The sequence below is a fragment of the Bosea sp. 29B genome (assembly GCF_902506165.1).
Classification (GTDB): Bacteria; Pseudomonadota; Alphaproteobacteria; order Rhizobiales; family Beijerinckiaceae; genus Allobosea.
The window spans coordinates 4,596,337-4,615,870 of sequence record NZ_LR733817.1 but is presented as its reverse complement, the minus strand read 5'-3'; the positions used below and the strand labels follow the sequence as shown (position 1 = coordinate 4,615,870).

Here is a 19,534-nt window from a genome sequence, read left to right as displayed (position 1 = left end):
GCTGAGGATCTGCTCGTGGAAATCGTCCGCCGGCTTGCCGCTTATGTCGCCGAGGCACGCGAACAGGATCTGGCAGACGATCTACGCGAAGCAGCCTGCCGCGCCGTGCTCGACCTCGTCGCCGCGGCGCTGCCCGGTATCGATGCGCCGGGACCGCGTGCGGTCCGGCGCGTGGCTTCCGCTACGATGGCTGGCGGTCCCTTGCCGGTCTGGTTCACCGGGCAGCGCGCCGGCCTCGCCGGTGCAATCTGGTGCAATGCCTCGGCTGCCGCGGCGCTCGATCTCGATGACGGCCACCGCATCGCCCGCGGTCATCCGGGCGCGGCGATCATCCCGGCGGCTTTCGCAGCAGCCGAGGAGATCGGCGCGACGACGGAAGAGCTGCTGCAGGCGATCGTCATCGGCTACGAGCTCGGCGTCGCCGTTGGCGCGGCTCGCCGCTTCTACGCCAATACCGGCATGTGGTCGGGCTATGGCGTCGTCGCGGCTTTGGGCTCTCTCAGGCGAACGCCGCCGGACATCCTGGCCCATGCCTTCGCCATCGCCGGCATCAGCGCGCCGAACCAGCTCCATGCCGGCGCCGGCCCGCTCTTCCCGGCCCAGGAGGGCAACGACGTCAAGGAAGGCATCGCCTGGTCGAGCCTGACTGCCGTCAATGCGCTGCTCCTGGCCGATGCCGGTCATAGCGGACCGGTCGCCTTGCTCGACCAGCCCGAGCATTTCCGACTGGAAGGGCTTGCCGAAGGCCTCGGCCGGCAGCGCTACATCGCCCGGAACTACATGAAGTTCCACGCCTGCTGCCGGCATGTGCATCCGCCGGTCGAGGCGCTGCTCGGCCTCGTCGCAGAGCACCGGCTGGCGCCTGACAATATCGAGGCGATCGAGGTCGCGACCTATGCCGGCGCCCTGCGCATCGCCAACCGGCCGGAGCCGAGTGGCTTCACAGACATCCAGTTCAGCATCCCCTATTGCCTGGCACTGGTCGCGATCGACGGACCGGATGCCTTGCTGCCGCTGACGCCGTCGGCGATGGATCGGCCGGATGTCGTCGCGCTGGCGAAGAAAGTCTCGCTCCGTCTCGATCCCGAGCTCGACGCTCGCTTTCCGGCGGAGACGCTATCGCGCGTGACCGTCCGCCGCCGCAACGGGAACATGCTCACCTCACCCGTGACCGCCCCACGCGGCGAAGCGAGCGCACCGCCCTCTTGGGGCGAGCTCGAAGAGAAGTTGCGCCGGGCGAGCCGTTTCACCACCACGCCTGCTCAGCAGGGTCAGTTGATCGCGGCCTGTAGGCGCCTGCGCGGCGGCGATCATGCGCCGCTGCTTGAGGCGCTCACGACGGTCACGCTGGATTCGGCGTCAGGATAGTCCGCGATATCTCTGCAGCCGCCTCGCGTGCGCTTTCAAGGAAGGCGGCAACCAGCCGCGCATTGCGGCTGTCGCGGTTGCGGCAGAGCTGGAAGTCGAGCTGGAATTCCGGCTCGAAGCGCCGGATCGCGATCTTGTCGCGCAGGCCGCCGACGATCAGCGGATGCACCAGCGAGACGCCGACGCCGGCCGCGACGAACTCGCAGAGCGTCGGCGAGACATTGGCGATCATCACCACCTCCGGCGTGACACCATGGCCTTCGAGCACCCGGCTGATGCTGCGGTGAGTGTGGCTTTCCGGATCGAAGGAGATGAACGGCACCCCGGCGAGATCGCGCGGGGTGATCACCTCCTTCGCCGTCAGGGGATGGCCGAGCGGCAGGATGCAAACGACCGGATGACCCATCATCGGCTCGGCGGCGACATAGGGGTTGTCGACCGGGGCGATGATCAGGCCGACATCGAGCCGGTGGGTGACGAGCGCGTCGGAAATCCATTGCGAGCTGCGCGACTGGACCGAGCAGAACACGCCGGGTTGCCGCGCGAGGAAACGCGAGGTCGCCTCCTGGATGAAGGAGCCTGAGAGCGCCGGCATCACGCCGATCAGGAGACGGCTCTGCTCGTCGCGGCGGATCGCTTCGACGGCGTTCTCGACTTGGCGCACGCCGGCGAAGATCCGGTCGATCTCCTCATAGAGGCGCATGCCGCGCCGCGTCGCCACCAGCCGGCCCTTGACCCGGTCGAACAGGCGTAAAGCCGTATCCTCTTCGAGATGGGCGATCAGCTTGCTCATCGCCGGCTGCGAGACGTTCATCATCTCGGCCGCGCGGCTGACGGTGCCGTACTCGATCACCGCTTTGAAGGCTTCGACCTGGCGCAGGTTGAGCCGCCTCACCATGGCATAACCCCGAGGAATAGAGTGCAGAGAAAAACGACTTTGACGAAATACAATGTCGCTCCCTAACGTCAAAGGGCGAAAGGGAATTTCATGCGGCCGGACATCATCGTCATCGGAGGGGGAACGGTCGGCGCCGCCATCGCCTATGGCCTTGCCCGCAGGCAGGAGAAGGTGCTGCTGCTCGACGGCGACGATGGCGACTTCCGTGCGGCGCGGGCGAATTTCGGGCTGGTCTGGCTGCAAGGCAAGGGCCTGGGCATGCCGGCCTATCAGGCCCTGACCCGCGACAGCATCGCGCTCTGGCGCGGCCTGACCGAGCAGCTCGAAGCCGAGACGGCGATCGATCTGACCTATGAGCAGAATGGCGGCCTCGCCTTCTGCTTGGGCGAGGAGGCCTTCGAGAAACGCCAGCTCGACCTCTTGCGCCTCCATAACCAGCGCGGCGACGACGAGCCGGATTGGGAGATGCTCGACCGCCCGGCGCTGCAGCGGCTGCTGCCCAAGGTGACGCTCGGGCCCGATGTTGCCGGCGCCAGCTTCGGCCGCCGCGACGGGCACGCCAATCCCTTGCGCCTGCTGGCGGCGCTGCATGCCGGTGTGCTCCACCATGGCGGCATGCTGCGCCATCGCGCCCGGGTGCAGCGGATCGAACGTGCCGGGACCGATTTCAGGCTCGTGCTCGATGGCGAGACGCTTGTAGCGCCGCGCATCGTCATTGCCGCCGGACTCGGCTCGCCCGAGCTGGCCCGTCAGGTCGGGCTCGACGTGCCGCTGCGCCCGGAGCGCGGCCAGGTGCTGGTGACCGAGCGGCTCGCACCCTTCCTGCCGCTGCCGGCGAGCGGCCTGCGCCAGACCAGCGAAGGCACGGTGATGATCGGCGCGACCAAGGACGATCCCGGCTACGACGTCTCGACCACCGGCGAGGCCGCGGCGCGGCTCAGCCGCAAGACCGTGCAGATCGTCCCCGCCTTGGCCAAGGTCGGCCTCATCAGGCAATGGGCCGGCCTGCGCATCATGACGCCCGACAGCTACCCGATCTACGCGCAGTCGCAGAGCCATCCCGGCGCCTTCGTCGCGCTCTGCCATTCCGGCGTGACGCTTGCGGCCCTCCATGCCGAGGAACTCGCCTCGGCCATCGCGGCGGGCGCGCTGCCCGCGCGCTTTTCTCCCTTCCACCAGAGTCGGTTCGATGTTCCGCAAGCTGCATGACCCGGGGCCGCAGGCGGTCACCATCTTCATCGACGGGCGCCCCGTCGCCGCCGAGCTCGGTGAGAGCGTCGCCGCGGTGCTGCTTCGCCAGCAGGAAGGCTGGAGCCGGACCACGCCGGTATCGGGGAGCCCGCGCGCGCCCTATTGCATGATGGGCGTCTGCTTCGAGTGCCTCGTCGAGATCGACGGCCAGGGCTCGGTCCAGAGCTGCCTGACACCGGTCGCCAACGGCATGCGCATCGCCCGCCAGCGGGGCCGCAGGAGCCTGTCGGCATGAGCGAGCACACCGACCTCCTGATTGTCGGCGCCGGCCCTGCCGGCATGGCCGCCGCCGTCACCGCCCGCCGCCACGGCCTTTCCGTCCGCGTCGTCGACGACCAGCCGGCACCCGGTGGCCAGATCTGGCGCGGCATCGAGACCGTCGCCGCGACGCCGCGCGCCAAACGGCTCGGCGAGAGCTACCTGTCCGGCGCCGAACGCGCCGCGGCCTTCCGTGCCTGTAGCGCGCTTTACGAGCCCGAGAGCCAGCTCTGGCAGATCGAGCCGGGCTTCCACGCCTTCATCACGCGTGGTGGCAAGGCCCGCATCGTAACGGCGCGGGCGATCATCCTCGCCACCGGCGCGCAGGAGCGGCCCATGCCCTTCCCCGGCTGGACGCTGCCGGGCGTGCTGACGGTCGGCGCCGCCCAGATCCTGCTGAAGACGGCCGATTCCGTGCCGGAGAAGCCGGTCTGGATCGCCGGCTGCGGCCCGCTGCCGCTGCTCTACATGACCCAGCTCCTGGCGGCGGGCGGTCGTATCGCCGGCTTTCTCGACACCACCCCGCGCGGACGTATCGGAGCTGCGCTGCGCCACCTGCCGCAAGGGCTCGGGCGCCTCGGCGATCTCATCAAGGGCCTGTCCTGGTCGCTGGCGCTGCGCCGGGCCGGTGTCCCCATCATCCGCCATGTCACCGAGCTGCGCGCCGAGGGCGATGGCCGTCTCCAGCGCCTGCGCTACCGCACGGAAGACGGCCGCGAGGCAGAAGTCCCCGCCGAGGTGCTGCTCGTCCATGAGGGTGTTGTGCCGAACATCCATGCACCACTGGCGCTCGGATGTGCGGTGAGCTGGCATGCCGGCCAGCACTGCTATGTCCCGGTGCTCGACTCCTGGGGCGAGAGCTCGCAAGCCAATATCTTCGTCGCCGGCGACGGCGCCGGCATCGGCGGAGCCGAGGCAGCCGAGCCGCGCGGCCGACTTGCGGGATTGCGGGTCGCGGCGAAGCTCGGCCGGCTCGATGACGCCACAGCCGAGACCGCCGCCGTGCCCGAGCGAAGCGCCCTTTCCAGCGCGCTCGCTTTGCGCCCCTTCCTCGATGCGCTCTATGCGCCGCGCCCGCAGCTTTATGCTCCGCCCGACGAGACGCTGGTCTGCCGCTGCGAGGAGGTCACCGCCGGCGAGCTCCGTGCCCGCGCGGTCGAGGGACGACCGGGTCCCAACCAGCTCAAGGCCTTCACCCGCGCCGGGATGGGTCCCTGCCAAGGCCGGCAGTGCGGCTACAGCATGGCCCATATCGTCGCCGCAGCGCAGGGTCGATCCGTCGAGGAGGTCGGCTTCTACCGCATCAGGCCGCCGCTGAAGCCGGTGACGCTCGGCGAGCTCGCCAGCCTCGACGAGCAGGAACCCGCGGCATGAGCGAGGCCGCATTCGACGTGATCGTGGTCGGCGGCGGGCTGCACGGCCTCTCCGCTGCGCTGCATCTCGCCCGTGCCGACCGGCGAGTGGCGCTGGTCGAGCGGCGCTGGACCGGCCGTCATGCCTCCGGCGCCACCGCGGCCGGTGTCCGCACCCTCGGCCGCGACATCGCCGAGATCCCGATCTCGCTCGAAGCGATGGCGATGTGGCACCGGATCGAGACGATCGTCGGCGACGATTGCGGCTTCCATGCCCATGGCCAGCTGCGCGTCGCCGAGATGCCCGAGCACATGCCGGCCCTGATCGAGCGCCAGGCGCGCACCAGCGCTCTCGGCTACGGCCATGAAGAGCTGATCGACACCGCCGAATTGCGTCGCCTCGTGCCGTCGCTAAGCCCGCATTGCGTCGGCGCGCTGGTGGCGCGTCGTGACGGCGCCGCCGACCCGCACCGCACCATCGCCGCCTTCCGCCGCGCCGGCGAGGCTGAAGGCGTCGTCATCGCCGAGGGCTGCGGCGTCGAGGCGGTCGATCGGCAGGGCAGCGACTGGCTGCTCGTCTGCGGTGACAGGCGCTTTCGTGCATCTCACGTCGTCAACGCCGCCGGCGCCTGGGCCGGGCGACTTGCGGCCCTTTTCGGCGATGCGATCCCGCTCGGCGTCCGGGCCTCGATGATGATCGTCACCGAGCGGCTCGCGCCACTGCTCGATCCCGTCGTCAGCGTCGTCGGCCGCGCGCTCTCCTTCAAACAGGCAAGCCATGGCACGCTGGTGATCGGCGGCGGCCTGCAAGGCTCGGCCGATCTCGACCGCGAGCGCAGCAGCGTCGATTTCCGCCAGCTTGCCAGGGGCGCGCGCGCCGCCAGCGACCTCTTCCCGGCCGTACAGGGCGTGCGCATCGCCCGCTGCTGGACCGGTATCGAGGCGGAGACATCAGACCACATACCGGTCATCGGCCTGTCGCCGAACGCGCCCGGCCTCGTCCACGCCTTCGGCTTCTCCGGGCACGGCTTCCAGCTCGTCCCGGTCGTCGGCTCGATCCTGGCCGAGCTCGTCTGCGAGGGGCGGACGCGCCGCGAGATCGCCGCCTTTGCGCCGGCGCGGCTTATGCAGGAAAGAGCGGTAGCATGATCGGCTATCTGGTCAGGCGCATCCTGCTCGCCATCCCCACTCTGTTCGTGATGCTGACGGCGATCTTCGTCCTGGTCCGCCTCGTGCCGGGCGATGCCGCCTCGGTCATCCTGGGCGACCAGGCGAGCGCTGCCTCGCTCGCCGCGCTCCGGGAAAAGCTCGGCCTCGACCAGCCGGTCCACGTCCAGTACCTCGCCTTCCTCGGCAAGATCCTGACCGGCGATTTCGGCGAGTCGCTGTCGAGCGGGCGCAGCGTCATCCGCGAGGTGCTGCTCGTCCTCCCCTCGACGATCGAGCTGACCGTCGCTGCCATCACGATCGGCCTCGTCTTCGGCCTGCCGCTCGGCGTCGCCGCCGCGCTCAGCCGCAATGGCTGGGTCGACTATGTCTCGCGCGTCGTCTCGCTGATCGGCCTCTCTTTCCCCGCCTTCGTCTCCGGCATCCTGATGCTGATCGTCTTCGCGATCCAGCTGAACTGGTTCCCGGTGCTCGGCAACACCAGCGGCGCGGGGAGCTTCGCTGAGCGCATGCGGGCGCTCGCCCTGCCCGCGCTCAATCTCGGCATCATCATGACCGCCTATGTGATGCGCGTGACCCGCGCCGCCATGCTCGGCGTCCTGACCGAGGATTACATCCGCACCGCTCGCGCCAAGGGCGTCGGCCCAGCCCAGCTCGTCGTCACCCATGCCCTGCGCAACGGGCTGATCCCGATCATCACCGTGGTCGGGCTCTATTTCGGCACGCTGATCGGCAATTCGGTGCTGACCGAGATCATCTTCAACCGGCCCGGCCTCGGCAAACTGATCATCGGGGCGCTCAACGCCCGCGACTACACCCTGCTGCAGGGGCTGATGATCATCTTCGCGATCTGCGTGATCGTCGTGAACACGCTGACCGACCTCGCCTATGGCCTCGTCGACCCCAGGGTGAAATACTCATGAGCGCCGCCGACACCCCCGTCGCGATCCAGCCCGGCGGCCTTTGGCTCGCTTTCACGCAGAACCGGCTCGCCTGGGTCGGGCTCGTCCTGCTGGCGTTGATCGTCGGCGTCGCGCTGTTCGCGCCCTGGCTCGCCCCGCATGATCCGCTCGAGCAGAACATCGTGGCACGGCTGGAGCCGCCTTCCGCCGAGTTCTGGCTCGGCACCGATTCCTATGGCCGCGACGTGCTCTCGCGCCTGATCTACGGCGCGCGCATCTCGCTCTTCGTCGGCTTCGTCGCCATCTTGATCGCGATGCTGGTCGGCACCGCGATCGGCGTACTCGCCGGCTATATCGGCGGCGTCTTCGACCAGCTCGTCATGGGCGTGCTCGACGTGCTGCTCGCCTTCCCGACCCTGCTGCTCGGCCTGATGATCGCCGCCATGCTCGGCGCCAGCCTGGAGAATCTGATCATCGCCATCGCGGTGACCGAGGTCGCGCCCTTCGCCCGCGTCGCCCGGGCGCCGACGATCACATTGCGCCAGCGCGATTTCGTCGAGGCCAGCCGCTCCTATGGCTGCGGTCCGTTCCGGATCATGACCCGCCACATCCTGCCGAACATGATTTCGGACGTGGTGGTGATGAGCTCGCTCTGGCTGGCATCGGCGATCCGCACCGAGGCCTCGCTCAGCTTCATCGGGCTCGGCGTGCCGCCGCCGGCACCGACCTGGGGCGCGATGATCCGCGAGGGCTTCGAGAACATCCTCGACGCCTGGTGGCTCGCGGTCTTCCCGAGCCTTGCCATCCTCGTCACGGTGCTGGCGCTCAACCTGCTCGGCGATGCCCTGCGCGATGCCTCGGATCCGCGCTCGCGGTCGCGCTGACGGCCGGCGCGCTTAAGACTACAGCGGCGCTTGTGCGGCGCCTGCCTCCTCCTTGAGCCAGGCCAGCAGCTTGCGCGTCGCCGCCTTCGGCTCGCGCCGGCGATGCGGAAAGGCGACGAGCCCGCCCGCGATCGTCAAGGCGCCTAGCGGCGCGACCAGCCGGCCATCCGAGAGTTCAGGCTGCGCCAAGCGCGTTTCGACCAGCGTTACTCCCAACCCTCCAACGGCGGCCTCGATGCACATGTGGATGTGCGGAAATGTCAGCGTCCGCGAAGCGACGGGAACGACGAGTGGATGCTCGCGATAGAATGACTGGACCGTGATCGGCCAGCGGCCGACGAGCTGCGTCTCTGCCAGCAGCCGGCCCGCCTCCAGGCGGAACCGGTAATGCGGTGCGCAGACGAGAGCGAAGCTGACATCGCCGAGCACATGGAAGCGCTGATCGTCCGGCAGATCGTAGCCCAGGCGATTCCAGCTCGTGACGAGATCGTAGTCGTCGACCTCGACGATCGACGCTCCGACCATCGTCAGGCGCAGCGAGATCTCCGGGTGAAGCGCATAGAAGCGCGGCAGGCGCGGGACCAGCCAGCGCGTGGCGAAGCTCGAACCGATTCCGAGCGTCACGACCTCGCTGCCCAGGGCCGGCCGGAGCTGCCCCATGCAGCTGTCGAACGCCTCGAACGCCATCCGGGTCGTTGCGTACAGCGTCTTGCCTGCTGCGGTCAGCCCGAGCGGCGCAATGCCTCGATCGAGGAGCTGCAAGCCGATCGCCTCTTCCAGCGCCTTGATCTGCCGGCTGATTGCACTGTGAGTGCGGCCGAGCTCTTCCGCTGCGAGCGTCATCGAACCAAGCCGCGCTGTCGCCTCGAAGGCGGGAAGCTGCGAAAGCGGCGGCAATCGCAACTGTCCGCCGGGCATGTTCGGGAAACGCACAGGGCTGTTCGAATTCGTCGTGTGCGCGTCGTTCTCGCTGCTGTTACCCGTCATCGCATCACGTCTTTCGCCGGGAGGCTGCAATGGGCGAGACACTGTCAGCGCAAGTCATCTCTATGGGTGGACGCCTCGTCGCGAACCGCTCCGGAGCTGTCAAGGCCGAGAGGCCAGGCCGCATGGCCGGCATCGACTTGCTGCAGCCACGGTTCGAGAGCGAGCTGGCGGCAGGACCGCGCCTCTGGCTGCAACGCTGGTTGTGGCGCCGCCGATTGCACGCCGTCTTCCGCCACGAAGCTGATACAGCGCTTGAGGACTTCGGCCTGTCGCGGGACCGGCTGGATCGCTATCTCGCACAGCCCTTCTGGCGCGCCTAAGCGGCGCGCGATTACGGCTCCAGCTCGGAATCCCAGTAGAGATAATCCAGCCAGCTATCGTGCAGATAGTTCGGCGGGAACAGCTTGCCGTTGCGGTGCAGGTCGTTGATCGACGGTGCAAACGGCTTCTGCATCGGGATCATCCCGACCGCAGTCGGCATCTTGTCGCCCTTCATCAGATTGCAGGGCGAGCAGGCCGCGACGACGTTCTCCCAGGTGGTGAGCCCGCCCTTCGAGCGCGGCACGACATGGTCGAAGGTCAGCTCGTCGCGCGTGCCGCAATACTGGCAGGCGAAGCGGTCGCGCAGGAAGACGTTGAAGCGGGTGAAGGCCGGGGTGCGCGAGGGCTTGATATAGGTCTTGAGGGAGACGACCGAGGGCAGCTTCATATTGAAGCTCGGGCTGCGCACCACCGTGTCGTATTCGGAGACGATGTTGACCCGGTCCATGAAGACCGCCTTGATCGCGTCCTGCCAGCTCCACAACGAGAGCGGATAGTAGCTCAACGGCCGGAAATCGGCGTTGAGCACCAGCGCCGGACAACCGTCCGGCGAGGCCATCGGATGCATCACATGCGCCGTCACCCGTATCGCGCCTCCGCTTCTAGGGCTCGCACGAATCCTGCCGCATCAATGTAAGCGCGATGCGACAGGAATGTGAAGCGACGATGTTGCGGCGCGAATGGGCGAATGGCAGCAGTGATTCCCGGGTGGCTCAGGCAGGCCCGGGAATCTCATGCAGAAGAAGCTGGTTTCAGAGATGCTCGGCTCAAGGCCGAGCATGACGAGCGTGTTCTAGCGCGTCGGAATCGGCTTTTCGCCGCGATAATCGTAAAAGCCGCGCTTGGTCTTGCGGCCGAGCCAGCCGGCCTCGACGTACTTCACCAGCAGCGGGCATGGCCGGTACTTCGAATCGGCGAGACCGTCATGCAGCACCTGCATCACCGACAGGCAGGTGTCGAGGCCGATGAAGTCGGCAAGTTGGAGCGGGCCCATCGGATGATTCGCGCCGAGCCGCATCGCCGTGTCGATCGCCTCGACCGAGCCGACGCCCTCATAGAGCGTGTAGACGGCCTCGTTGATCATCGGCAGCAGGATGCGGTTGACGATGAAGGCCGGGAAATCCTCGGAGACCGACGCCGTCTTGTGCAGCGCCGCGACGAAGCCCTTGGCGCGTTCGAAGGTGCCGTCGTCCGTGGCGATGCCGCGGATCAGCTCGACGAGCTGCATCAGCGGTACCGGGTTCATGAAATGGATGCCGATGAAATGCTCGGGGCGATCGGTCGCCGCGGCGAGCCGCGTGATCGAGATCGACGAGGTGTTCGAGGCCAGGATCGCGTCGGGGCGCAGATGGGCGCAGACGGCGGTGAAAATCTTGCGCTTCACCTCCTCGCTCTCGGTCGCAGCCTCGATCACGAGGTCGCACGGACCCAGATCCTCCAGCTTCGGCGCCGCGACGATCCGGCTCATCGCCGTGCGGCGGTCCTCGTCGGCGATGGCGCCCTTGGCGACCTGCCGGGCCATGTTGCCATCGATCGTCGCCAGCGCCGCGTTGATGCGCTCTTCGGCGACGTCGTGCAGCCTGATGTCGAAGCCCGCGACCGAGGCGACATGGGCGATGCCGTTGCCCATCTGCCCGGCCCCGATGATGCCGACGGTCTTGATCTGGTGGTCCATGTGACGCTTCTGTTCCCCGAGGGAGCTGGCGCGGACGGCCTGATCGCCGCCCGCGACGCGACTTAGTTTACCGATTACTTGCCGGCTTTTTCGAGCTCTTTGTCGAGCTCGGGCAGGATGGTGAAGAGATCGCCGACGAGGCCGTAATCGGCAATCTGGAAGATCGGCGCCTCCTCGTCCTTGTTGATGGCGACGATGACCTTCGAGTCCTTCATGCCGGCGAGGTGCTGGATCGCACCGGAGATGCCGACCGCGACATAGAGATCCGGTGCCACGACCTTGCCGGTCTGGCCGACCTGCCAGTCGTTGGGGGCGTAGCCGGCATCGACTGCGGCGCGCGAGGCGCCCATCGCGGCGCCGAGGCGATCCGCCACCGGCTCGATAACCTTGGCGAAGTTCTCGGCCGAGGCGAGCGCGCGCCCGCCCGAGACGATGATCTTGGCCGAAGCCAGCTCCGGCCGGTCGGACTTGGCGACCTCCTCGCCCTTGAAGGAGGAGGTGCCGGGGTTCGCGGCCGCCGAGACGCTCTCGATCGGGGCGCTGGCGGAACCGTCGCCGGTCGCCTGGAAGGACGCGCCGCGCACGGTGATCACCTTCTTGGCGTCACCCGACTGCACCGTCTGGATGGCGTTGCCGGCATAGATCGGCCGCTCGAAGGTGTCGGCCGAGACGATCTTCGTCACCTCGGAGACCTGCATCACATCGAGCAAGGCTGCGACGCGCGGCATCACGTTCTTGCCGGTGGTGGTGCCAGGCGCGACCAGCGCGTCATAGCCGGGGGCGAGCGAAACGATCAGCGCGGCCAGCGGCTCGGCGAGGCGATGCTCATAGGACGCATCGTCGGCGAGGAGCACCTTCTCGACACCGTCGAGCTTGGCAGCGGCTTCGGCAACGGCCTTGGCGCCCAGGCCCGCGACCAGGACATGGACGGGCGCACCGAGATCCTTGGCAGCAGTCAGGGCCTTGCGGGTGGCCTCGTTGAGGCTCTTGTTGTCGTGCTTGGCGAGCAGCAGCGTGGTCATCAGATCACCCCGGCGGTCTTGAGCTTGGAGACGAGTTCGGCGGCATTGGCCACCTTGACGCCGGCGGAGCGCCCGGCCGGCTCGGCCGTCTTCAGCACCTTGAGGCGCGGCGAGACATCGACACCGAGCGTCTCGGGCGTGGTCTCGTCGAGCGGCTTCTTCTTCGCCTTCATGATGTTGGGCAGCGAGGCATAGCGCGGCTCGTTGAGGCGAAGGTCGGTGGTGACGATCGCCGGCAGCTTGAGCTGCACGGTCTGCAGGCCGCCATCGACCTCGCGGGTGACGTCGGCAGAGCCGCCATCCAGAACGACCTTCGAGGCGAACGTGCCCTGCGGCCAGCCGAGCAGCGCCGCCAGCATCTGGCCGGTCTGGTTGCAATCGTCGTCGATCGCCTGCTTGCCGAGGATGACGAGTTCGGGCGTCTCCTGCTCGACGACCTTCTTCAGGAGCTTGGCGACGGCCAGCGGCTCGACGGCGGCGTCGGTCTTCACCAGGATGCCGCGATCGGCGCCCATGGCGAGGCCCGTGCGGATCGTCTCGGCGGCCTGCGCCGGCCCGACCGAGACCACGATCACTTCCGTGGCCTTGCCCGCTTCCTTGAGCCGCAGCGCCTCTTCGACCGCGATCTCGTCGAAGGGATTCATCGACATCTTCACATTGGCCAGTTCGACCCCGGAACCGTCGCCCTTCACGCGGATCTTCACGTTGAAGTCGACCACTCGCTTCACTGGCACAAGTATCTTCATAAGGGCGTCACCGGTTGAGGAGAGATGTGATCTGATGCCGACCCGCCGGCCAAGCGACGGCCAGCATCGCGGCACCCGGCTGAAATGCGGACGGACCGTAGCGACGGGGATTTGCGCTTGTCAACGCCATGAAAGTCACGGCTGCCCCTGCATGCCGCGGCCGAACAGGCGCAGCTCGCGCCGGATCAGGAGCGGTGTCAGCGCCGCACCAGCGCCGAGCCCGCCGAGATGCGCCCACCAGCCGACCGCGCCCTGCTGGTCGAACAGCGCCGAGAGCAGCTGGAACAGGATCCAGGCGCCGAGCGCGTACATCGCCGGGATGTGCAGGGGAATCCATTTGAAGGCGAGGCCCCAGACGCGCACGCGCGGGTAGAGCATCAGATAGGAGGCGATCACGCCCGAGATCGCGCCGGAGGCGCCGATCAGCGGCTGCTCCGATTCGGGGTTCATCAGCGCATGCAGCAGCGCTCCGGCGATGCCGCAGAGAAGAAAGAAGACGAGGAAGCGCAGATGTCCCATCGCATCCTCGACATTGTCGCCGAAGACCCAGAGGAACAGCATGTTGCCGATCAGATGGGCGAAGCTGGCATGCAGCATGATGCCGGTCATCAGCGTCAGCCAAGGCGGCGCCTTGAGCAGTTCCGGCGGCAATTGCGCCTCGCCGAACAGCACCGCCGGAATCGTGCCAAAGCCGGCCAGGACCGCGACCTCGCTCGCCTCGCTGGTCCAGTACATCAGCATCAGGCGCAGCACGATGCAGAGCGCGATCAGCGCATAGGTGACGTAGGCGACGCGGATGAAACGCATCGGCACGCCGTCATGCAGCGGCACAAACATCGGATCAGCGGTTCTGGCCAGGCGTCCAGAGCACGTCGCCCCCAGCCCTGGCATTGAGGTGGCGCGAGGCGACGAAGAGGAAATCCGAGAGCCGATTGACGAATTTCAGCGCCGGCTGGGCGACGCTCTCGCCCTCCTCCTGCGACAATTCGACCATCAGCCGCTCGGCCCGGCGGCTGACCGTGCGGGCGAGATGCAGATGCGCCGCACCGGGCGTGCCGCCCGGCAGGACGAAGGAGCGCAGCGTCCCGAGCGGCCGGTTGAGCTGGTCGATCTCGGCCTCGAGACGGTCGACCTGCGCCTGCACGATGCGCAGCGGCTCCCAGGCCAGCTTCTCGCCGGTGTCGGGCGAGGCGAGCTCGGCGCCGAGGTCAAAGAGATCGTTCTGGATGCGCCCCAGCATCGCGTCCAGTTCAGGATCTTCGCCGGCGCAATGCAGCCGCGCCATGCCGATGCAGGCATTAGTCTCGTCGATCGTGCCATAGGCGGAGACGCGCAGGTCGAATTTCGGCCGGCGCGCGCCGGTGGCGAGCGCCGTGGTGCCGTCGTCGCCGGTGCGGGTGTAGATGCGATTGAGAACGACCATGACCAAGTTATAGCGCGCTGCAGCATCGGCGGAAGAGGCAATCTCACCCCATCGCGAGGGGCAAAAGTCCCGGCTCCTTCAGCGTCTCCAGGGCGATCTCGGAACGCACGCGCGCGACGCTTTCATGCGGCAGCAGGACCTCGTTGACCAGGCGCGCCAGTTCCTTGAGGTCGCCGACCGCTACTTTCAGCATGTAGTCGGCCTCGCCGGTCAGCGCATGCGCCTCGAGCACCGCGGGCGTCAGTTTTACGAGATCGCGGAAGCGCCGGGCATTGTCGCGCGAATGGGTGTTGAGCGCGACATGGATGAAGACCGTCACGGAAAGCCCGATCGCCTCCGGATCGATCAAGGCGCGATAGCCGCGAATCACACCCACTCCCTCCAACACCTGGCGCCGCCGCGAGACCTGGCTGGCGGAGAGGCCGACGCGCTCGGCGAGCGCGCCATTGGTCAGCGAGGCGTCCTGCTGGAGCGCTTCGAGCAGGCGCCAGTCGAAAGCGTCAAGCTGCGACATTTCGTGAGCTCCCCCGCCATTCCATGCACGATCCGTGCAAATTCAATCCGAAAGCGCGCGATTTTGCAAACCCTTTGCCATCCGGATGCGTGAAGATCGGTCAACTACAGATTTCAGGAGGACGCATATGGGACCGTTTCCGCACGACGCCGAGCCGCCGGCCATTTCCGCCGCCAACCCGATGGGCACCGACGGCTTCGAGTTCGTCGAATACGCCCATCCCGAGCCGGAGAAGCTCGGCGCTCTGTTCGAGATCATGGGCTTCACCAAGGTGGCGAAGCATCGCTCGAAGAAGGTGACGCTCTATCGCCAGGGCGACGTCAACTTCATCGTCAATGCCGAGCCGGAATCCTTCGCTCAGGGCTTCGCTGCCGAGCACGGCCCCTGCGCCTGTGCGATGGCCTTCCGCGTCGTCGACGCCAAGCATGCCTTCGAGCGGGCGGTGTCGCTCGGCGCCGAGCCCTATGAGAGCAAAGTCGGCCCCGGCGAACTGCAGATCCCGGCCGTGAAGGGCATCGGCGGCTCGCTGCTCTATTTCGTCGACCGCTACGGCGAGAAGGGCTCGATCTACGATGTCGACTTCGAATGGCTGGCCGAGAGCGACCCGCATCCCGAGCAGGCCGGGATGTACTACCTCGACCACCTCACCCACAATGTCATGCGCGGCCGCATGGACCATTGGGCCGACTGGTATGGCGAGCTCTTCAACTTCCGCGAGATCCGCTTCTTCAATATCGAGGGCAAGCTCACCGGCCTGATCTCGCGGGCGCTGACCTCGCCCTGCGGCAAGATCCGCATCCCGATCAACGAATCCCTCGACGACAAGAGCCAGATCGAGGAGTACCTGCGCCAGTACAAGGGCGAAGGCATCCAGCATGTCGCGCTCGGCTCGCGCGATATCTATTCAAGCGTCGAGCAGCTGCGCCAGAACGGCCTGCCCTTCATGCCTTCGCCGCCCGAGACCTACTACGAGAAGGTCGATGGCCGCGTGCCGAACCATGGCGAGCCGGTGCCGCGGCTCAAGCAGAACGGCATCCTGATCGATGGCGAGGGCGCGGTCGCGCTCGGTTCCAGGGAAGGCCGGATGAGCAAGGTGCTCCTGCAGATCTTCTCCGCCACCGTGGTCGGGCCGATCTTCTTCGAGTTCATCCAGCGCAAGGGCGATGACGGCTTCGGCGAGGGCAATTTCCGCGCTTTGTTCGAGTCGATCGAGGAAGACCAGATCCGCCGCGGCGTGCTGAAGCCGCAGGCGGCAGAGTAACGCGTTCGTTCTGCGAATACTTGCAGCCTTCTCCCGCGCACGTGGGAGAAGGCTCTCGCTTTCAAGTGATCGTCATGGCTTTGACCTGATCTTGCCGCCTCCCGGGAATGGGCGTAGCCCTTTGTTGACGCGCCGGCCCGACATGGCGCGCGACAAGGGGAAGCGACCATGGCGACAGCGTCGGCAGAGGTCTTGCGGGGCCATCAGGGCCCATGGTGGACCCATCTTTATGTCCAGGTGCTGACCGCGATCGCCATCGGCGTGCTGCTCGGCCATTTCTACCCCCAGACCGGCGAGGCGATGAAGCCGCTGGGCGACGCCTTCATCAAGGCGATCAAGATGATCATCGCGCCGATCATCTTCCTCACCGTCGTCCATGGCGTCGCCTCGATGGACGACATGAAGAAGGTCGGCCGGGTCGGCCTGAAGGCGCTGATCTATTTCGAGGCCGTCACCACGCTGGCGCTGATCGTCGGCCTCGTCGTGGTCAATCTCTGGAAGCCCGGCACCGGCATGAACGTCGACCCCTCGACGATCAACACCGCCGGCATTTCCGCCTTCACCGCCAAGGCGCATGACCAGAGCACCCTGGCGTTCCTCATGAACATCATCCCCGACACGGTGGTTGGCGCCTTCGCCAATGGCGAGATCCTGCAGGTGCTGTTCTTCGCCCTGCTCTTCGCCTTCGGCCTGCAGATGCTCGGCGAGCGCGGCAAGGCGGTGCTGCACTTCATCGACGATATCGCCCAGATCTTCTTCAAGATCGTCGGCATCATCATGAAGGCCGCCCCGATCGGCGCCTTCGGGGCGATGGCCTTCACCATCGGCAAGTTCGGCGTCGGAACCCTGCTCTCGCTCGGCTCCTTCATGGCAGCGTTCTATACGACCTGCCTGATCTTCATCTTCCTGGTCCTCGGCACGATCGCGCGGCTCGCCGGCTTCTCGATCCTGAAGTTCATCGCCTTCATCAAGGAAGAGCTGCTGATCGTGCTCGGCACCTCCTCCTCCGAGAGCGTGCTGCCGCGCATGATCGCCAAGATGACCCATCTCGGCTGCAAGGAGAGCGTCGTCGGCCTGGTTATCCCGACCGGCTATTCCTTCAATCTCGACGGCACCTGCATCTACCTGACCATGGCCGCCGTCTTCCTGGCGCAGGCGACCAATACCGACCTCTCCCTCTCTCAGGAGATCGGCATCATCGCCGTGCTGCTGTTGACCTCGAAGGGGGCTGCCGGCGTCACCGGCTCGGGCTTCATCGTGCTCGCCGCAACGCTCGCCACGGTCGGCCATATCCCGGTCGCCTCGATCGCGCTGATCCTCGGCATCGACCGCTTCATGTCGGAAGCGCGCGCGCTCACCAACCTGATCGGCAATGGCGTCGCCACCATCGTCGTCTCGAAATGGGAGAACTCGCTCGACGAAGCCAGAATGCATCGCATCCTCGCCAAGGAGACCGGCTTCGACGCCGACGAGCCGGAACGGATCGCGGTCTGACCCTGCCCCTCAGGCTGCCAGCCGCGGCGACGCCATAGCCTCGCGCAGGGCCTGCGCAAAATGGCGCGCCGCGATGCCCGCTTGCGGCGCGATCACCAGCGCGACCGAAAGCTCGAAAAGCGACGGCAGATTCTCGGATGGCTCCAGGCGACGCAAAGAGGCAGGCGCCGCGCTCTCGGTGATCGCGGTGACGCACAGGCCCGCCTCGACCGCCGAGAGCAGCCCGGCCATATGCGACGACGAGAACACCAGCCGGTGCGGCCGCTCGGCCGCCTGCAGCGCGTTCAGGATGCGCGGACGCGCCCGGCAGCCCTCGTTGAACAGGCCGAGCGGCAGGACTTCGCTCAGCTCCGGCCGATGGCCGCGCGCCGCGACCCAGACCAGCGGCTCACGCCTGAGGCGCTCGCCCTTCGGCCGGCCGGGGTCCTGGGTGATCACCGCTAGGTCGAGCTCGCCTGCCGCGACGGCCGGCTCGATCCGCTTCGAGAGCTCGCAATGCACTTCGATCTCGACGCGCGGATGCTCCTCGGCGAAGCGCACGATCAGCGGCCGCAGGTAAGCATCGACATAGTCGTCCGGCAGCCCGATGCGCAGCCGGCCCACCGCCTTGTCGCCGTCGAGCTCGGCCCGCGCCTCGCGTTCGATCGCGAGCAGGCGGCGCGCCTGGGCGAGCAGGCGCTCGCCGGCCTCGGTCGGCGTGACACCGCGCCGCGAGCGCTCCAGCAATTGCCTGCCGAGCGCGGCCTCGAGATCCTGGATGCGGCCGGAAACCGCCGATTGCGTGCGCCCGAGCTTCTGGCCGGCCGCGGTGAAGCCGCCGGTGTCGGCGACGGCGACGAGCATGGCGAGCGCATCGAGATCGAGATGGGTCGACATCATCACTCCATCGGAAACAGCAATAGATAAATCAGGATAATCCGTTTTTCCGATTGTCGGAAGCGGGCTACGTTCGTGCACCAAAACAGCCCTCACCTGGGGAGCGGTCGCAGCTCCTCTGGATGGGGGCTGTGATTTCTCGACCCGAAAGCCTAACCCCATGTCCGCCCCGAGCCTGTCCTTGCCCGACCGTCCCGCCGCTCCTGCGCTCGGCATGTTCCTCGTGCTGATGACCGGCGCGACCTGCATCGGCTTCTCCGGCATCTTCGTGCGCTTCGCCGATGTCGGCCCGGCCGCCGCCGGCTTCTGGCGTATGGCCTTCGCCCTGCCGGTGCTCGCTGCCTGGATGGCGCTGGAGGGCCGCCATGAGCGGGCCCAAGGCGTGAAGCCCGGAGCCATGCTGCCGATCGCGCTCGCCGGCCTCGCCTTCGGCGTCGATGTCGTGCTCTACAACGCCTCGCTCGGCTTCACCTCAATCGCCAACGCCTCGCTGCTCGGCAATCTCTCGCCGGTCGGCGTCATTCTCGGCGGCTGGCTGCTGTTCCGCGAGAAGCCGACGCGGCGCATCCTCGGCGCGTTGCTCCTCGCCATCGGCGGCGCTGGCCTGCTGGTCCTGCCCAAGCTGTCGGGAGGTGCGGTGACGCCGCTGTCGGGCGGCGGCCTGTTCGGCGACGGCCTCGCCATCGGCGCCGCCTTCTCCTACGCCGCCTACATCCTTGCCGTCCGCCGCGCCCGCAACCGCGCCGCCGCCGGTCGCATCGGCCTGATCTCCAGCGCAATCTGCGCCGTGTTCTGCGTCATTGCCGCCTTTAGCCTCAGCGAAACCATCCTGCCGCAGAGCCTGACCGGCTGGCTCGCCGTCGCCGCGCTTGGCCTGGTCTCGCATGCGATGGGCCAGGGCCTGATCACGCTGGCGCTCGGCCATTACGGGGCGAACGCCGCCTCGCTGGTCATGGTCTGGCCGGCGCTGGTCTCGGTGCTCGCCGCCTGGGCGATCTTCGCCGAGCAGCCCTCCCCCGCCCAGGCCTTCGGCGGCGTCGCGATCCTGGCGGCGGTGCTAATGGTACGAAAGGGCTGAGTTCGGTTTCGTCGCGCGAGTGGGACCTAACTGATCCTGCTCGGCAGCCGACCAAGA

General features: G+C 67.3%; 21 protein-coding genes. 11 read left to right on the top strand and 10 right to left on the bottom strand.

All coding sequences use genetic code 11. The features are described from left to right. The first annotated feature begins 15 nt into the window (after positions 1 to 15). Positions 16 to 1,368, top strand: coding sequence for an MmgE/PrpD family protein (locus GV161_RS22475; RefSeq protein ID WP_152013396.1), 1,353 nt, complete (start codon positions 16 to 18; stop codon positions 1,366 to 1,368). Here the strand turns inward: GV161_RS22475 and GV161_RS22470 are convergent. Further along, positions 1,343 to 2,266, bottom strand: a complete 924-nt coding sequence (locus GV161_RS22470) for a LysR substrate-binding domain-containing protein (protein WP_152013397.1) — start codon at positions 2,264 to 2,266, stop codon at positions 1,343 to 1,345. The genes GV161_RS22475 and GV161_RS22470 overlap by 26 nt on opposite strands. A 90-nt stretch (positions 2,267 to 2,356) precedes the next feature. On the opposite strand from GV161_RS22470, the gene GV161_RS22465 reads away from it, so the two are divergent. Genes GV161_RS22465 through GV161_RS22440 form a run of 6 tightly spaced genes read left to right on the top strand, consistent with a single transcriptional unit; the run spans position 2,357 to position 8,080 of the window. Next, a complete protein-coding gene (locus GV161_RS22465) occupies positions 2,357 to 3,475 on the top strand; it encodes an FAD-dependent oxidoreductase (RefSeq protein ID WP_152013398.1) in 1,119 nt (372 codons plus the stop codon). Then, positions 3,456 to 3,752, top strand: coding sequence for a (2Fe-2S)-binding protein (locus GV161_RS22460; RefSeq protein WP_152013399.1), 297 nt, complete (start codon positions 3,456 to 3,458; stop codon positions 3,750 to 3,752). Before GV161_RS22465 ends, GV161_RS22460 begins: the two co-directional genes overlap by 20 nt. Beyond that, positions 3,749 to 5,149 (top strand): NAD(P)/FAD-dependent oxidoreductase, encoded by a 1,401-nt coding sequence (locus tag GV161_RS22455; RefSeq protein WP_152013400.1) that lies wholly within the window; start codon positions 3,749 to 3,751, stop codon positions 5,147 to 5,149. The genes GV161_RS22460 and GV161_RS22455 overlap by 4 nt, the downstream gene beginning before the upstream one ends. Then, the gene (locus tag GV161_RS22450; protein WP_152013401.1) at positions 5,146 to 6,276 is read left to right on the top strand and encodes an FAD-dependent oxidoreductase; all 1,131 of its coding nucleotides are present in this window, start codon (positions 5,146 to 5,148) and stop codon (positions 6,274 to 6,276) included. The genes GV161_RS22455 and GV161_RS22450 overlap by 4 nt, the downstream gene beginning before the upstream one ends. Next, entirely contained in the window at positions 6,273 to 7,217 is a 945-nt protein-coding gene (locus GV161_RS22445; RefSeq protein WP_152013402.1) for an ABC transporter permease, read from the top strand. The genes GV161_RS22450 and GV161_RS22445 overlap by 4 nt, the downstream gene beginning before the upstream one ends. Continuing rightward, a complete protein-coding gene (locus GV161_RS22440) occupies positions 7,214 to 8,080 on the top strand; it encodes an ABC transporter permease (RefSeq protein WP_152013403.1) in 867 nt (288 codons plus the stop codon). The genes GV161_RS22445 and GV161_RS22440 overlap by 4 nt, the downstream gene beginning before the upstream one ends. Positions 8,081 to 8,098: 18 nt before the next feature. On the opposite strand, the gene GV161_RS22435 is transcribed toward GV161_RS22440, so the two are convergent. Then, on the bottom strand, positions 8,099 to 9,067 hold the full coding sequence (locus GV161_RS22435) for a LysR substrate-binding domain-containing protein (RefSeq protein WP_152013404.1): 969 nt from the start codon (positions 9,065 to 9,067) through the stop codon (positions 8,099 to 8,101). A 122-nt stretch (positions 9,068 to 9,189) separates the two neighbouring features. On the opposite strand from GV161_RS22435, the gene GV161_RS22430 reads away from it, so the two are divergent. After that, a complete protein-coding gene (locus tag GV161_RS22430) occupies positions 9,190 to 9,387 on the top strand; it encodes a hypothetical protein (RefSeq protein ID WP_152013405.1) in 198 nt (65 codons plus the stop codon). Positions 9,388 to 9,398: 11 nt separating this feature from the next. Here the strand turns inward: GV161_RS22430 and GV161_RS22425 are convergent, their stop codons facing one another. The 7 genes from GV161_RS22425 to GV161_RS22395 all read right to left on the bottom strand — a co-directional run bounded on the left by GV161_RS22425 (position 9,399) and on the right by GV161_RS22395 (position 14,768). After that, a complete protein-coding gene (locus GV161_RS22425) occupies positions 9,399 to 9,956 on the bottom strand; it encodes an HNH endonuclease (protein WP_152013598.1) in 558 nt (185 codons plus the stop codon). Between the two features lie 225 nt (positions 9,957 to 10,181). Beyond that, positions 10,182 to 11,063: a 3-hydroxybutyryl-CoA dehydrogenase gene (locus GV161_RS22420; RefSeq protein WP_152013406.1), complete on the bottom strand. Its 882-nt coding sequence runs from the start codon at positions 11,061 to 11,063 to the stop codon at positions 10,182 to 10,184. Between the two features lie 74 nt (positions 11,064 to 11,137). Next, on the bottom strand, positions 11,138 to 12,085 hold the full coding sequence (locus GV161_RS22415; RefSeq protein ID WP_152013407.1) for an electron transfer flavoprotein subunit alpha/FixB family protein: 948 nt from the start codon (positions 12,083 to 12,085) through the stop codon (positions 11,138 to 11,140). Beyond that, complete coding sequence (locus GV161_RS22410) at positions 12,085 to 12,831, bottom strand: electron transfer flavoprotein subunit beta/FixA family protein (RefSeq protein ID WP_152013408.1); 747 nt, start codon at positions 12,829 to 12,831, stop codon at positions 12,085 to 12,087. The genes GV161_RS22415 and GV161_RS22410 overlap by 1 nt, the downstream gene beginning before the upstream one ends. Positions 12,832 to 12,966: 135 nt before the next feature. Continuing rightward, entirely contained in the window at positions 12,967 to 13,668 is a 702-nt protein-coding gene (locus tag GV161_RS22405; protein ID WP_152013409.1) for a rhomboid family intramembrane serine protease, read from the bottom strand. Between the two features lie 4 nt (positions 13,669 to 13,672). Next, positions 13,673 to 14,254, bottom strand: coding sequence for a cob(I)yrinic acid a,c-diamide adenosyltransferase (locus tag GV161_RS22400; RefSeq protein ID WP_152013410.1), 582 nt, complete (start codon positions 14,252 to 14,254; stop codon positions 13,673 to 13,675). Positions 14,255 to 14,297: 43 nt separating this feature from the next. Beyond that, positions 14,298 to 14,768 (bottom strand): Lrp/AsnC family transcriptional regulator, encoded by a 471-nt coding sequence (locus GV161_RS22395; protein ID WP_152013411.1) that lies wholly within the window; start codon positions 14,766 to 14,768, stop codon positions 14,298 to 14,300. Between the two features lie 127 nt (positions 14,769 to 14,895). Between GV161_RS22395 and hppD the strand changes: the two genes are divergently transcribed. Continuing rightward, positions 14,896 to 16,029, top strand: coding sequence for a 4-hydroxyphenylpyruvate dioxygenase (gene hppD / locus GV161_RS22390; RefSeq protein ID WP_152013412.1), 1,134 nt, complete (start codon positions 14,896 to 14,898; stop codon positions 16,027 to 16,029). 168 nt (positions 16,030 to 16,197) lie between these two features. Next, a complete protein-coding gene (locus tag GV161_RS22385; RefSeq protein ID WP_152013413.1) occupies positions 16,198 to 17,523 on the top strand; it encodes a dicarboxylate/amino acid:cation symporter in 1,326 nt (441 codons plus the stop codon). Positions 17,524 to 17,532: 9 nt separating this feature from the next. On the opposite strand, the gene GV161_RS22380 is transcribed toward GV161_RS22385, so the two are convergent. Then, positions 17,533 to 18,399 carry a LysR substrate-binding domain-containing protein gene (locus GV161_RS22380; RefSeq protein ID WP_152013414.1) on the bottom strand — a complete coding sequence of 289 codons (867 nt, stop codon included), beginning with the start codon at positions 18,397 to 18,399 and terminating at the stop codon, positions 17,533 to 17,535. Positions 18,400 to 18,580: 181 nt separating this feature from the next. On the opposite strand from GV161_RS22380, the gene GV161_RS22375 reads away from it, so the two are divergent. Beyond that, positions 18,581 to 19,477 (top strand): DMT family transporter, encoded by an 897-nt coding sequence (locus tag GV161_RS22375; RefSeq protein ID WP_159650360.1) that lies wholly within the window; start codon positions 18,581 to 18,583, stop codon positions 19,475 to 19,477. Positions 19,478 to 19,534: the final 57 nt, after the last annotated feature.